11 protein-coding genes are annotated in these 13,261 nt (G+C 59.9%); 6 read left to right on the top strand and 5 right to left on the bottom strand.

Annotation, left to right across the window (positions count from 1 at the left end; genetic code table 11):
* Nucleotides 1–105: 105 nt before the first annotated feature.
* From H9Q16_RS10650 to gloB, 3 genes are all read right to left on the bottom strand, one after another.
* Nucleotides 106–1,056: a M23 family metallopeptidase gene (locus H9Q16_RS10650; RefSeq protein WP_246455707.1), complete on the bottom strand. Its 951-nt coding sequence runs from the start codon at nt 1,054–1,056 to the stop codon at nt 106–108.
* A 14-nt stretch (nt 1,057–1,070) separates the two neighbouring features.
* Entirely contained in the window at nt 1,071–3,392 is a 2,322-nt protein-coding gene (gene clpA, locus H9Q16_RS10645; protein WP_191075415.1) for an ATP-dependent Clp protease ATP-binding subunit ClpA, read from the bottom strand.
* 177 nt (nt 3,393–3,569) lie between these two features.
* A complete protein-coding gene (gloB, locus tag H9Q16_RS10640; RefSeq protein ID WP_191075414.1) occupies nt 3,570–4,337 on the bottom strand; it encodes a hydroxyacylglutathione hydrolase in 768 nt (255 codons plus the stop codon).
* 168 nt (nt 4,338–4,505) lie between these two features.
* Between gloB and H9Q16_RS10635 the strand changes: the two genes are divergently transcribed.
* Nucleotides 4,506–5,945, top strand: a complete 1,440-nt coding sequence (locus H9Q16_RS10635) for an adenylate/guanylate cyclase domain-containing protein (protein WP_191075413.1) — start codon at nt 4,506–4,508, stop codon at nt 5,943–5,945.
* 90 nt (nt 5,946–6,035) lie between these two features.
* Nucleotides 6,036–6,782, top strand: a complete 747-nt coding sequence (locus tag H9Q16_RS10630; protein WP_191075412.1) for a class I SAM-dependent methyltransferase — start codon at nt 6,036–6,038, stop codon at nt 6,780–6,782.
* A 110-nt stretch (nt 6,783–6,892) separates the two neighbouring features.
* Here H9Q16_RS10630 and H9Q16_RS10625 read toward each other — a convergent pair whose 3' ends face one another.
* The gene (locus H9Q16_RS10625) at nt 6,893–8,044 is read right to left on the bottom strand and encodes a hypothetical protein (protein WP_191075411.1); all 1,152 of its coding nucleotides are present in this window, start codon (nt 8,042–8,044) and stop codon (nt 6,893–6,895) included.
* 191 nt (nt 8,045–8,235) lie between these two features.
* Between H9Q16_RS10625 and H9Q16_RS10620 the strand changes: the two genes are divergently transcribed.
* The gene (locus H9Q16_RS10620) at nt 8,236–8,553 is read left to right on the top strand and encodes a DUF3775 domain-containing protein (protein WP_191075410.1); all 318 of its coding nucleotides are present in this window, start codon (nt 8,236–8,238) and stop codon (nt 8,551–8,553) included.
* Nucleotides 8,554–8,583: 30 nt separating this feature from the next.
* Here H9Q16_RS10620 and H9Q16_RS10615 read toward each other — a convergent pair whose 3' ends face one another.
* Nucleotides 8,584–9,597, bottom strand: coding sequence for a calcium-binding protein (locus tag H9Q16_RS10615; RefSeq protein WP_191075409.1), 1,014 nt, complete (start codon nt 9,595–9,597; stop codon nt 8,584–8,586).
* Nucleotides 9,598–10,265: 668 nt separating this feature from the next.
* Between H9Q16_RS10615 and H9Q16_RS10610 the strand changes: the two genes are divergently transcribed.
* The 3 genes from H9Q16_RS10610 to H9Q16_RS10600 are packed head-to-tail and all read left to right on the top strand — an operon-like array spanning nt 10,266 to nt 13,261.
* A complete protein-coding gene (locus tag H9Q16_RS10610; protein ID WP_191075408.1) occupies nt 10,266–10,826 on the top strand; it encodes a F0F1 ATP synthase subunit delta in 561 nt (186 codons plus the stop codon).
* Nucleotides 10,827–12,365, top strand: coding sequence for a F0F1 ATP synthase subunit alpha (gene atpA / locus H9Q16_RS10605; RefSeq protein WP_191075407.1), 1,539 nt, complete (start codon nt 10,827–10,829; stop codon nt 12,363–12,365).
* 14 nt (nt 12,366–12,379) lie between these two features.
* On the top strand, nt 12,380–13,261 hold the full coding sequence (locus H9Q16_RS10600) for a F0F1 ATP synthase subunit gamma (protein ID WP_191075406.1): 882 nt from the start codon (nt 12,380–12,382) through the stop codon (nt 13,259–13,261).

Genomic DNA, 13,261 nt, shown 5'->3' with positions numbered 1-13,261 from the left:
TGTGATCCTCAAGTCACCTTTTCGAGGGTGGGGGCGATTCCGTGCGCCCTCAAGGACAAGCCGGGCAAGGCCCGGTGCCTTCGGCATCCTTGACCCCGCACAGAATCACCGGAGGGTCAGGGTGATCTGCTTTTTTTCGATTTGCTGTTCTGCGCGGATCAATGTGGCGGTGCCGGTATAGGTTCCTGCGGGCCATTCGGCGGTGCGGCGTTTCTTGCCGATCGCGCGGAAATTCAGGGCCTGCGTGCGGTCCAGTGTAATGTCCCTCGCGATGACGGGACCGTCGGGGCCGGTGAGGTCAAGCTGCAGAATATCACCGGCGCGGATGCCGAAATTGTAGCTCCAGATGACTAGCGCGGGGGCGGTTTTGGTCAGGTCGCTATGGTCTGCCGTACCCGCCTTGATGGCGGTGTATTCGGGTACGTGGTCGGCAAAGCCAAGCGTGATCAGCCCGCCGGGGCGGTAGGGCGGCGCGGTGGCCCAGAGGGTATCTGTACCGGGCGCGCCGCAGGTGATGTCGCCGTCCGGATCATAGGGGTCGACGTCCTGCCCGTCTTTTTCAAGGCTGAGATGGACATGGGGAAATTCGGCGCGGCCAGATTGGCCGACCTGGCCGAGTATTGCGCCCGTTTCGATAATGTCGCCGGGTTGCACAGCGATGGTGCCCTGCTTGAGATGGCAGTACTGCGTCGTCCAGCCGCCGCCATGATCCAGACGGACGCCATTGCCGCATTCGCGGCCGGCGATCTGCGCGGCGGTGTCGGCCGTGAGGCCGGTGTCCGGCATGCCATCGCGGATGCCAACGACTGTGCCGGGCGCAGAGGCCAGCACATCCACGCCCGCCTGCATCATCGCGTCGGAGGGCAGGGCGAAGTCCGTGCCTGAATGGGTGTCGTAACTGAGGGGGGAACAGCGAAAATCCGAGGCCCCGGACCCCGGGTCGTGATCCATGTATTGCAGGATAAAGCAGGTCTCGGTGAGATCGCAATCGATGGGTGATGCGAGCGTTGGCGCCTCCGCCAGCACAGGGCTGGCGGAGGCAAGTGCCAGGGCCATCAGGGCCCTGCGCATCAGTCTGCGGTGAGCAGGGGCGGCTTGTTACCCGACAGGCGCTTTTTCTCAAGACCGAGGATTTCGAGATCCAGATCGCCCTTCTTGACGCCAACCTTGACGACCCCACCTTTTGCCAGCTTGCCAAAGAGCAATTCTTCGGCGAGTGGTTTCTTGATGTGTTCCTGGATCACGCGGCCCAGGGGGCGCGCGCCCATTTTGTCGTCATAGCCCTTGTCAGCCAGCCATTCGGCGGCTTTCTTGCTGAGCTCGATCGTGACGTTGCGGTCCATCAGCTGGGCCTCGAGCTGCAGCACGAACTTTTCGACCACGCGCAGGATCACGTTTTTCGGCAGGGCCGAGAAGGAGATCACCGCATCCAGACGGTTGCGGAACTCCGGCGTGAAAGTGCGTTCGATGGCAGCAGTATCTTCGCCTGTGCGACGATCGCGTCCAAAGCCGATGGCCTCTTTCGCCTGCTCTGCGGCACCGGCGTTGGAGGTCATGATCAGCACCACGTTGCGGAAATCAACGGTGCGCCCGTTGTGATCCGTCAGTTTGCCGTGGTCCATGACCTGCAGCAGTATGTTGTAGACATCCGGGTGCGCTTTTTCCATCTCGTCCAGCAGCAGCACGCAGTGCGGATGCTGGTCGACGCCGTCAGTCAGCATGCCGCCCTGGTCAAAGCCCACGTAGCCCGGAGGGGCACCGATAAGGCGGGAGACTGCGTGTTTCTCCATGTATTCCGACATGTCAAAGCGCAGCAGTTCGACGCCCAGCGTATCGGCCAGCTGTTTTGCCACTTCGGTTTTACCCACGCCGGTCGGGCCCGCGAAGAGGTAGTTGCCGATGGGCTTTTCCGGCTCACGCAGGCCTGCGCGCGCCAGTTTGATCGCCGATGACAGGGCTTCGATGGCCTTGTCCTGACCAAAGACGACGCGTTTGAGCGACTTTTCGAGGTCTTTCAGGACCACCACGTCATCCTTGGAGACATTCTTGGGCGGGATGCGGGCGATCTTGGCAACGACAGCTTCGACTTCTTTAGTGCCGATGGTTTTGCGGCGTTTGGAGGCGACCACCAGATGCTGGGCTGCGCCCGCTTCATCGATCACGTCGATGGCGCTGTCCGGCAGCTTGCGGTCGTTGATGTAGCGGCTGGCCAGTTCCACGGAGGTCTTGATGGCATCCGAGGTGTATTTGACGCTGTGGTGATCCTCAAAATAGGGCTTGAGGCCGCGCAGGATTTTCACAGCGTCATCGACGGAAGGTTCGTTCACGTCGATCTTCTGGAACCGGCGCGACAGCGCGCGGTCTTTTTCAAAGTGCTGGCGGAATTCCTTGTAGGTGGTGGAGCCCATGGTGCGCAGTTTGCCACCCTGAAGAGCAGGCTTGAGCAGGTTGGAAGCGTCCATCGCGCCGCCGGACGTCGCACCGGCACCGATAACGGTGTGGATCTCGTCGATGAAGAGCACCGCATCTTCGTGTTCTTCCAGTTCGGTCACAACGGCCTTGAGACGTTCCTCAAAATCGCCGCGGTACCGGGTACCGGCCAACAGTGCGCCCATGTCGAGCGAGTAGATGGTGGTGTTTTCCAGCACTTCGGGGGTTTCGCCCGACACGACCTTGCGCGCGAGCCCTTCGGCGATGGCGGTCTTGCCCACGCCCGGATCGCCCACCAGAAGCGGGTTGTTCTTACGGCGGCGGCAAAGCACCTGGATGCACCGCTCCACCTCTTCGTCGCGCCCGATGAGGGGGTCGATGCCACCCTCGCGGGACTTGGCGTTCAGATCCACGCAGTATTTGTCGAGTGCGGATTCCTTTTTCTCGCCTTCGGTGACGCCTTGCGCCTCTTCTTCGGTTTCGGGGGCGCCGGCGACGGGACGTGCTTCGCCAAAGGCGGGGTCCTTGGCGACGCCATGGGCGATGTAGTTGACCGCGTCATAGCGGGTCATGTCCTGTTCCTGCAGGAAGTAGGCCGCGTTGCTTTCCCGCTCTGCAAAGATGGCGACCAAAACATTTGCGCCTGTGACTTCGGTACGCCCCGAAGACTGCACGTGAATGGCCGCGCGCTGGATGACCCGCTGGAAAGCTGCGGTGGGCACAGCTTCGGAGCCGTCCACGTCAGTGACCAGATTGCTAAGGTCCTCGTCCACGAACTCCACCAGTGTGTCGCGCAGTTCAGAGATGTCGACCGAGCAGGCTTTCATCACCTGCACCGCATCGGGTTCGTCGATCAGGGCCAGCAGGAGATGTTCCAGCGTGGCGAATTCGTGACGGCGGGCATTGGCCAGCGCCAAAGCTGCATGGATTGCCTGCTCAAGTGTTGTCGAGAATGAAGGCACGGCGCGTGCTCCTTTTCATTCGGGGTCGAACGGGTGTCAGCGGGATAGCGGCCCCCGGTGTCGACCATGGCCTCATAGTATTAGAGTTTGGTTGATCACCGGGCATCTTCAAGCGTTTTTTGGTCAATTCCGCTCACATTTGCCGTGAGCGGGACATTTTGACCATGAAATACGCTGTCAGAAGTCGTCTTTGCGTTTGCGAATTTCTGCAAAGACTTCTGCGTCGGTGGCGGTTTGCATCCCCAGATGTGCGCGAATGGCCGGATCGGCGGGGCGCAGAAAGGGATTGGTTTTCAGCTCGGTTGACAGTTCGCTGGGAACGGTGGGTTTGCCTGCCGCGCGGGCGGCATCAATGTCTTGAGCCCTTGATATAAGGTCGGTGTTTTCAGGATCAACCGTCAGGGCAAACTTGGCATTGCTGGCAGTGTATTCATGGCCTGAGCAGATCATCGTATCCGCAGGCCAATTCATCATCTTCTGCAGGCTGTCCCACATCTGGGCAGGCGTGCCCTCGAACAGGCGCCCGCACCCCAGTGCCATCAGGCTGTCTGCAGTGAAGCCAGCGTGCGCTTTGGGGACATGGAAGGCGATGTGGCCGACGGTGTGGCCGGAGACGTCGATGATCTGCGCCTCAAGTGCGCCGAGGGTGACGGTATCCCCTTCGGAGACCGATACGTTCAATTCTGGCAACCGATGCGCGTCGGCTTTGGCGCCAACAACCGCAGCCGGATGATCGGCAAGCAAATCTGCCAGCCCATCGACGTGATCCCAGTGGTGATGGGTCAGCCAGACCTGAGACAAAGTCCAGCCATGTTCAGCAAGGGCAGCCTTGATCGGGCCGGCCTCTGGCACATCAATGCAGGCGACGTCGCCGGTCTCACTGCAGCGCAGCAGATACGCGTAATTGTCGCTCAGGCAGGGAATGGTGACAAGGTCGTGGGACATGGCGTGCGGCTCCGGTTTGCGAGGGTATCGTGACAGACTGGCAAACCCGTGCCGCGAGGGCAATGGGCCGGATCGTGGAAACCGCCACGCTGCGATCTTGTGCACGAGATGGAAAATTCAGCTATACTCGGGGTGCCCCCTTGGCGGACGATCCATTTGCGAGGCGCGATGTCGCATCCCTTGAACCCCACCGGACCGCACGACAATCAAGCCGAACCAGAGGATGGTCCGAGCGTGTTGACCCATCTGAAGGCGCGTCTGGCGGAAGCGCTGGACCGCCAGTCTGCGACGGCGGAAATACTCGATGTGATCAGCAGCTCTCCAAGGGACGCGCGACCGGTCTTTGATGCGATCGTACACGCCGGGCAGAAGCTGTTTCCGCGCTCAACGATCAGCATTGGATTGCGGGAAGGCGACAACCTGATTCTGGGGTCAATTTCGGGACCGGAGCCTGCCGGGGTCGAGGCGTGGCGGCGACGGTTCCCCGCGCCACTACATCCCGAAACCATCCATGGTCATGTCATTCTGGAGGGAAAGGCGCTTGATCTGCCGGATGTTGCAGCAGTGCAGGATCGTTTTCGGATTGGCGCAGGGAATTTTCTTGCCTCTGGCTTTCGCGCGGTGACGATGACGCCGATCTCTCAAGGGGGGCAGACCGTGGGCGCGCTGTCGGTGTTGCGGCATTCCACCGGCAGTCTGGACAAGGAACAGTTCGAGATCCTCAACACCTTTGCGGCGCAGGCCAACATCGCGCTGGACAACCTGCATCTGCTGAACCAGATGCGGGACGCAAATGAGACGCTTGAAAACGTATCGCGGCAGTTGGCCAAATACATGCCACCGCAACTTTACGATTCGATCATCGAAGGTGATCGGCAGGCGGCAATCGCATCCCGTCGGCGCAAGCTCACTGTATTTTTCTCGGACATCGTCGATTTCTCCGAAATCACCGATCAGCTCGAGGCCGAGGAACTGACCCATCTGTTGAACACCTATCTGTCGGAAATGTCGCGGATCGCGCAAAAACACGGCGCGTATTTCGACAAGTTTATCGGCGATGCGATGATGCTCTACTTTGGCGAACCCGACAGCCGCGGCGCGCAGGAAGACGCCGCCGCCTGTGTGCGCATGGCCATTGAGATGCAGCGTAGACTGGATGCGCTGCAGAAAAGCTGGCAGGGCAAGGGCCTGATCGATCGCCCGTTCCGGTCGCGCATCGGCATCAACACCGGGTATTGCACGGTGGGCAACTTCGGATCGGAAGAGCGGATGGATTACACGGCGATCGGACGGGAGGTGAACCTCGCGGCAAGGCTTGAGGCCGAATGTGACCCGGGCGGGATCCTGCTTTCGGCAGAAACATATTCGCTGGTCGGGGAGTGGCTTTCGGTGGAGGAACGCGCGCCGGTGGAGATGAAGGGTTTCAAGCATCCCATCCGCACGTTTGCGGCGACGGCTATTTACGCCGGCGACACGGCGTCCCGCAGCATCCTGCACAAGGACGGGACCGGCTTTTCCGTGACGGTCGACCTTGAGCGCATGACGTCATCGGCAAGGCTGAGGGCTGTGCGCTACCTCCAGTCTGTTATCTCAGAACTGAACAAGTAGCGGCGTTTGCCGGGCACCGGTTATCGTTGTGGCGCTGTTGGCCACGTGGCCCTAGAGTGGTCTCGGTGAACCGTTCTGAAGGGACCCGCGATGCACCTTGATGTGCTGGACTTGCGAAATTTTTATTATCGCTCGGCCTTGGGTCGGGCGGCGCAGAAGTCGTTGCGGACCCGGTTGCTTGAGTTGTGGCCAGAGGCGCAGGGCCAGACCGTGGTGGGCTTTGGTTTCGCTGCACCCCTGCTGCGGCCCTATCTCAAAGAGGCGCGCCGGGTTGTGCAACTGATGCCGGGGCCACAGGGCGTGATGCCCTGGCCCGCGGGGATGCCCAATACCTCCGTTCTGTGTGAAGAGACCCTGTGGCCGCTGGAGACCGGGCATGTGGACAAGCTGGTGATGCTGCACGGGCTGGAGACATCCGAGCGCCCGTCGGATCTGTTGGAGGAATGCTGGCGGGTGCTGGGGCCGGGCGGGAAGGTGATTTTCATCGTGCCCAACCGGGCGGGTTTGTGGGCGCGGCGGGACCGGACGCCGTTCGGATACGGTCGGCCCTATTCGCCGGGGCAACTGGACATGCAGTTGCGCAAGCATCAGTTCCTGCCGGAACGGCATGTCGGTGCGCTTTACCAGTTTCCGTCGCAAAAGAAGCTGTGGATGCAGGCGGCGGGCGTGTTCGAACGGGTGGGGCGCTATATGCCGACCATGATGGCGGGCGGCGCCTTTATGGTGGAGGCTACCAAGCTGGTCTATCCGCCCAAGGGAATAGTCAAGCGAACGCCGGCGCGGCGCGCGATCGGGGTGCTGGAAGGGGTGACCTCGCCCAAGGCCAAGCCGGTGTGAGCGTGGCTGCGACGGGGATCCATTGGGAAAAGTTAGTGGTCAAACGAAACGGCACCGCAGAGACTGTCTGCGGTGCCGTGCGTGTTTCGAGGTATTCAGGGGGCGTCTGATCAGAAGCCGAGGGCCAATGGGTTCGTGACACCCAGGCCTTGAAGAATGGCGTCGAGTTCTGCCAGCTCTTCTGCCGTCAGGCCGCCCGGGTTTGCCAGATCGCCGTTGATCAGATCGGTGATCAGGGGGTTCCCGGTCCCGCCGCCAGTTGTGTCGCCGCCTGTTGTGTCGACCAGTGGGACGCCGCCGGTGTCACCTGTCGTACCGCCGTCGGTGACGCCATTGATTTGCGATACCGCCAATGGTTCGGTCGAGGTGAATGCGACGTTACTGCTGATCGTCGGGGTCTCGTTCATGAAGTCGCGTACCACGATGTCATTGCCAGCGATCGTCAGTGTGTCACCGCCCAGATAGATTTCCGCAACCAGCGTCATGCCGTCCTCTGTCGCACCGTCGCCCGCGATGATATCGCGCGCTTCGGCTTCCGTGAGCCCCGTGACGCTGTCTGGCGTGTGGATGAGATACATCGTCTGTTCGGTGCCCGTGCCGGAGTTCGCCCCGTCGTAGGTGGTCGCTTCGGTGAACATGTGGAGGTTGCCGGTGAGCCCGGCACCGAATTCGAAGTTCAGCGTGTGGCCGGGATTGCTGAGGTCGATGAACGCAGCGTGCTGGCCAATCTGATCGGGTGTGACTTCGTAGGTGATGTCGGTTGCACCTGCGTAGATCGGGGTGATGGTCGTTTCGGATATGACCGCGCCATCCGCAGCAAGCGACTGCTCGTGGTTGACGTCCACTTCCTGATGATGCGATCCGATGTCGGTGTTCAGTCCGACATTTGCGGAGCTGATGTCGGTGACAAGATCGAGCCGGAAAGAGATATCGGGATCATAGCCAATATCGAATTCCGATGCCCCGGTTGCGTAGGGACGTACGATATAGTCGCGTTCGTCCTCTTCATCGAATGTGGGGCCCTGCGCGACCACTGACTGACTGTCGACCACCGAGCCGTCCGCACGGTCTGCTGCGACCAGCGACAGGGCCTCGGCGTCGGAGTTGCCTGTATTGACGGCATCGTCTTCGGGTTCTGGTGTCACGGGGACTTCTTCGAATTCGACGTCATCGTCGCCGCCGCCGCCCATGGCGATCGCTCCAACCAGGAGCGCGATAATTCCAATTGATAGCACTGCTGCATCCTCGCTTATTGGCCGCATTTACGCGGGCCTTTTTAGATAACTTGTTCCCGTATGGCGGCGCTTTCCGGCTGTTCTGAGGCGAATGGGGGCAACAATTGGGTCTTTTTGAGGGAATTGTTTCGCCGGACTGTCGGGCTGTTTGATCTGTCTCAATGTTTTGCGGCGGCTTGCGTGCCAGACAGGGGGCGCAGAACAAGAGGACGCGACCCATGCTTGATATTCCTACCCATAAGGTCGCTCAGGTCATTCTTTACGGTCACGAGGTCGACCGGGCGGAAAACGAACTGCGCGGCTTTCTTGAAACGCTGAACGAAGAAGAACAGCAAAGCCTGATTGCAGTGATGTGGATCGGACGCGGCAGTTTTGAGCCTGACGATCTGGCCGAGGCCCTGATGACGGCCCGGCAGGAGGCCAATACACCCACCGCCGATTACCTGATTGGAACGCCTCTTTTTGCTGACCATCTTGAGGCCGGAATGGAGGCGCTGGGGCTGTCCATTCTGGATGAGGAAGAGGACCTGTTATAAGCGGGCTGCCGTTGCTCGTTGGATGCCGGGTCAGGCCGCGTCAGCTATCGTGAAGACAATTGCGGCCGGGTCGATGCCAGTGGCATTGGACAGGAAAATGTTTCCTGTCAGATCGCCGGTCGCAGCGCCGTTCTGCACGGTGAAGACAAGGTCGGTTCCGGTGCCATCGGCCCGTTCCAACAGATCGAAGTTCAGGGAATTGAGGGCGCTGTTGTCGTCGCCGAAGATGTCGAAGCCTGACAGATCAATTGCCAGTTGGTCTTCGGCCGGATCGAAGTCGGTGATTTCCATAACCTGACCAAGGGTGCCGTCATTGGCGCCTAATTGGATAAAGCCCACGGTAAAGCTGTCAGCTCCAGCACCGCCCGTCAGCACGTCTGCGCTGGTAGCGTCGCCCCACAGGACCATCGAGCGGATCGCGTCGTTCCCGTCCCCGCCATTGATCTGTGTGCTGAACCCTGTGCCGGCGTTGTCTGAAATGGTGATGTCGTCATTTCCGGCCCCGCCGTCGACCGGGGTGCCGCCGCCGAAGTCGGCGCTGTCTGATACAATGGTATCATCGCCATTGCCGCCGGTGATGGTCTCAAAAGCTCCTTGCACACTGATGACGTCATCCGCGCCGCCGCCGTCGACGCTGCCGCCAATGCCGGTCGCTGTGATCGTATCGTCGCCGTCCCCGCCGTTTGCGCTGGAAGAAACCTCGGTCGCCGGATCGAATGCGGTTTCCAAGGTAAGGACATCGGCGCCGCCGCCGCCCGCAAGCAGGATGTCGGTGCCTGACCCGGTCAACGTGTCGGTCCCAAGGCCGCCGTCCAGGGTCGCGGCACCCGCAAGATCATCTGTGCTGAGGATATCGTTGCCGTCCAACCCATTCAGGATCTGGTTATCAAGGGCCACCAAGGCATCATCGCCTGCGGTGCCTACAATCGTCTCGGCGGGGTCGGTTGGTTCTTGGGTATCGGTGTCGTCCAGATCATCGTCGTTGACGAAGTGCGGCAAGGAGAGGCCAAGCGCCATCAAACCGAGAAGCAGAAAGGGTGACATGCGACGGATTCCTCTTTGAATTCACCACCGGCAACGCCGGATCCCTCAAAGCCTATCGCAACATTCAGGCATATAATTGACGATGAAGAGGAGTTCAGATGGCCGTGTCGGAATCAGCGGGGTCGGTGATCAACATCACAGAAGACAAGCCAAGAACGTAAATAGAAAAAAGAACAGACATCATTACACCAAAAAACATTTACGATCCCTGTCTGGGCGGATGCCTGATTTAAGTCAAATTTCAGCCATGTTTGGGGCGCTAACACGAAACAATGCAAAATCGGGCTGTCAATTGTTCCTTGGTCCGATGGGAATGTCGCCTCATTCCCGTATAAGTTGCCTTATTGTGGTCTTATCTCAGGGGCCAAGAACGCAAAGATCGCCTGGCGGCGGTACCGGGTCGCAATGCAGCAGATTCGCCAGATAGTGAACAAAATGCCGGGCTTGGCAGACAGAGGGACGGGCCCCATCGCGACCTGTGCACGTAAAGCCCTTGTAATTAAACCTCTCGCCGCATCACATCGCCGCACTATACTGTGTTGCGGGCAGGGAACCTCTCTGCTACATCGCCCCTGATTTAGACGTCTTGAATACCTTCAAGCCGCGCCAACACGCTGGGTGACGCGACTTTGCGCGCAGTCCGGCAAGACTGATACGAGAGGATGGACGTGTCCGAACCAGCTTCGATCTCCACCGGCATCGCTCAACGATACGCATCTGCGGTCTATGAGATTGCCAAAGAGTCCAACACCGTCAAAGCGCTTGAGGGCGATCTGGATGCCTTGCAGGACGCGCTTGCCAACAGCGATGATTTTCGCGCCCTCATCCAGTCTCCTATATATACACGTGGACAGCAGTCCGGTGCCATTGCCGCCATCGCCGCCAAGATGGGCCTGAGCGAGACCATGGCCAATACGCTGAAGCTGATGGCGTCCAAGCGCCGTCTGTTCGTGCTGCCCGCGCTGGTGCGCGCCCTGCGCGACGCCATTTCCGAGGACAAGGGCGAGATCGCGGCAGAGGTCACCTCTGCCAAGGCGCTGACCAAGGCGCAGTCGGAAAAACTTGCCAAGTCGCTGAAAGCGACGACAGGCAAGACTGTCACCATCAATGAAACCGTCGATGAAAGCCTTATCGGTGGTTTGATCGTTAAAGTGGGCTCCAAGATGATCGATACGTCGATCCGCGCGAAGCTCAATTCCCTCCAGAATGCAATGAAAGAGGTCGGATAAATGGGTATCCAAGCTGCAGAGATTTCTGCGATCCTGAAAGACCAGATCAAGAACTTTGGTCAGGAAGCAGAAGTGGCCGAAGTGGGCCGGGTGCTGTCCGTCGGTGACGGTATTGCGCGCGTTTACGGGCTGGACAATGTCCAGGCCGGTGAAATGGTCGAATTTCCCGGTGGCATTCAGGGCATGGCCCTGAACCTCGAGGCCGACAACGTGGGCGTCGTGATCTTCGGTTCCGACCGCGATATTAAAGAAGGCGACACCGTCAAGCGTACCAACTCTATCGTGGACGTGCCGATCGGTGACGAACTGCTGGGCCGCGTTGTCGACGGTCTGGGCAACCCGATTGACGGCAAGGGCCCCATCGGCGCGACAAAGCGCGGCGTGGCCGACGTTAAGGCGCCGGGCATCATCCCGCGTAAATCCGTGCACGAGCCCATGGCAACCGGCCTTAAGGCTGTGGACAGCATGATCCCGATCGGCCGTGGCCAGCGTGAGCTGATCATTGGCGACCGTCAGACCGGCAAGACCGCTGTGGCGCTGGACGCGATCCTGAACCAGAAATCGTATAACGACGACGCAGGCGACGACGAGAGCAAGAAGCTTTATTGTGTCTATGTCGCCATCGGTCAGAAGCGTTCCACTGTGGCGCAGCTGGTCAAGCGTCTCGAAGAGAGCGGCGCGATTGACTATTCCATCGTTGTGGCCGCGACCGCGTCCGAACCTGCGCCTATGCAGTTCCTGGCACCTTATTCAGCGACCGCGATGGCAGAGCATTTCCGCGACAACGGCCGCCATGCGCTGATCGTCTATGATGACCTTTCCAAGCAGGCTGTGTCCTATCGTCAGATGTCCTTGCTGCTGCGCCGCCCGCCGGGCCGCGAAGCCTATCCGGGCGACGTTTTCTATCTGCACTCCCGCCTGCTGGAGCGTTCCGCGAAGCTGGGCGATGATGCGGGCAATGGCTCTCTGACGGCGCTGCCGATCATTGAAACCCAAGGTGGCGACGTGTCGGCGTTTATTCCGACTAACGTGATTTCGATCACCGATGGCCAGATCTTCCTTGAGACGGAATTGTTCTTCCAGGGCATCCGTCCTGCCGTGAACACCGGTCTGTCGGTGTCGCGTGTGGGCTCAAGCGCCCAGACCAAGGCGATGTCGTCAGTTGCAGGTCCGGTGAAGCTGTCGCTGGCGCAGTACCGCGAGATGGCCGCGTTCGCCCAGTTCGGGTCCGACCTGGACGCCTCGACCCAGCAGTTGCTGAACCGGGGTGCGCGTCTGACCGAGCTGATGAAGCAGCCGCAGTATTCGCCGCTGACCAATGCCGAAATCGTTGTTGTCATCTTTGCGGGTGTGAACGGCTATCTCGACAAGGTGGCTGTGAAGGACGTGAAGCGTTTCGAGGACGGTCTGCTGAACCACATGCGGTCCAAGCACAAGGATGTGCTGGATTGGATCACCAATGAGGACCCCAAGATCAAGGACGACGCTGCCGATAAACTGAAGGCCGCCGTCGACTCGTTCGCCTCTGACTTCAGCTAAGGAGAGATAGGCAAATGCCAAGTCTCAAGGACCTTAAAAACCGGATCGAGAGCGTGAAATCCACGCGCAAGATCACCAAGGCGATGCAGATGGTTGCCGCCGCGAAACTGCGCCGTGCGCAGGAAGCGGCAGAAGCCTCGCGGCCCTACACGGAGCGGTTCAATGCCGTGATGGCAGGGCTGGCGGCATCGGTGGGCGACAGCGACAGCGCGCCCAAGCTTTTGTCGGGCACCGGGTCGGACAAGGTGCAACTGTTGGTCGTCCTGACGTCTGAACGCGGGCTTTGCGGTGGTTTCAACACCAATATCGTGAAGCTGGCCAAGGAACGCGCGAGGAAGCTTCTGGCCGAGGGCAAGGAACTGAAAATCCTGACCGTTGGCAAGAAGGGTCGCGATCAGATGAAACGCGACTTTGGCGATCACCTGATCGGGCATGTTGACCTGACCGATGTTAAGCGTGTCGGCTATGCCGATGCGCAGGGCATAGCCAAGGACATCCTGAGCCGCTTTGACGCCGGTGAGTTTGACGTGGCGACACTGTTCTATTCCAAGTTTCAGAACGTCGTCACCCAGATCCCGACAGCGCACCAAATCATCCCCGCATCCTTTGAGGACGGCGCGGAAGAGGGCGATGCGGTATCAACCGTGTTCGACTATGAACCCAGCGAAGAAGCGATCCTTGCGGATCTGTTGCCGCGTGGCGTGGCCACGGCGATCTTCTCGGGGCTGTTGGAAAACGGCGCGTCTGAACAAGGCGCACGGATGTCTGCAATGGACAACGCGACACGCAACGCGGGCGAAATGATCGACAACCTGACGATCCAATTCAACCGCTCCCGTCAGGCCGTCATTACAAACGAGCTGATCGAAATCATTTCCGGCGCGGAAGCGCTGTAA

The sequence above is a fragment of the Sulfitobacter aestuariivivens genome (genome assembly GCF_014763045.1).
GTDB lineage: Bacteria > Pseudomonadota > Alphaproteobacteria > Rhodobacterales > Rhodobacteraceae > Sulfitobacter > Sulfitobacter aestuariivivens.
Note: the sequence above shows the minus strand (reverse complement) of the source record. Positions and strands in the feature narration are given on the sequence as shown.

Bases quoted from the DNA above. Each gene is read 5' to 3' on its own strand.
- H9Q16_RS10650 (WP_246455707.1), bottom strand. From the start codon at position 1,056: ATGGCCCTGGCACTTGCCTCCGCCAGCCCTGTGCTGGCGGAGGCGCCA.
- gloB (WP_191075414.1), bottom strand. From the start codon at position 4,337: ATGTCCCACGACCTTGTCACCATTCCCTGCCTGAGCGACAATTACGCG.
- H9Q16_RS10635 (WP_191075413.1), top strand. From the start codon at position 4,506: ATGTCGCATCCCTTGAACCCCACCGGACCGCACGACAATCAAGCCGAA.
- H9Q16_RS10630 (WP_191075412.1), top strand. From the start codon at position 6,036: ATGCACCTTGATGTGCTGGACTTGCGAAATTTTTATTATCGCTCGGCC.
- H9Q16_RS10625 (WP_191075411.1), bottom strand. From the start codon at position 8,044: ATGCGGCCAATAAGCGAGGATGCAGCAGTGCTATCAATTGGAATTATC.
- H9Q16_RS10620 (WP_191075410.1), top strand. From the start codon at position 8,236: ATGCTTGATATTCCTACCCATAAGGTCGCTCAGGTCATTCTTTACGGT.
- H9Q16_RS10615 (WP_191075409.1), bottom strand. From the start codon at position 9,597: ATGTCACCCTTTCTGCTTCTCGGTTTGATGGCGCTTGGCCTCTCCTTG.
- atpA (WP_191075407.1), top strand. From the start codon at position 10,827: ATGGGTATCCAAGCTGCAGAGATTTCTGCGATCCTGAAAGACCAGATC.
- H9Q16_RS10600 (WP_191075406.1), top strand. From the start codon at position 12,380: ATGCCAAGTCTCAAGGACCTTAAAAACCGGATCGAGAGCGTGAAATCC.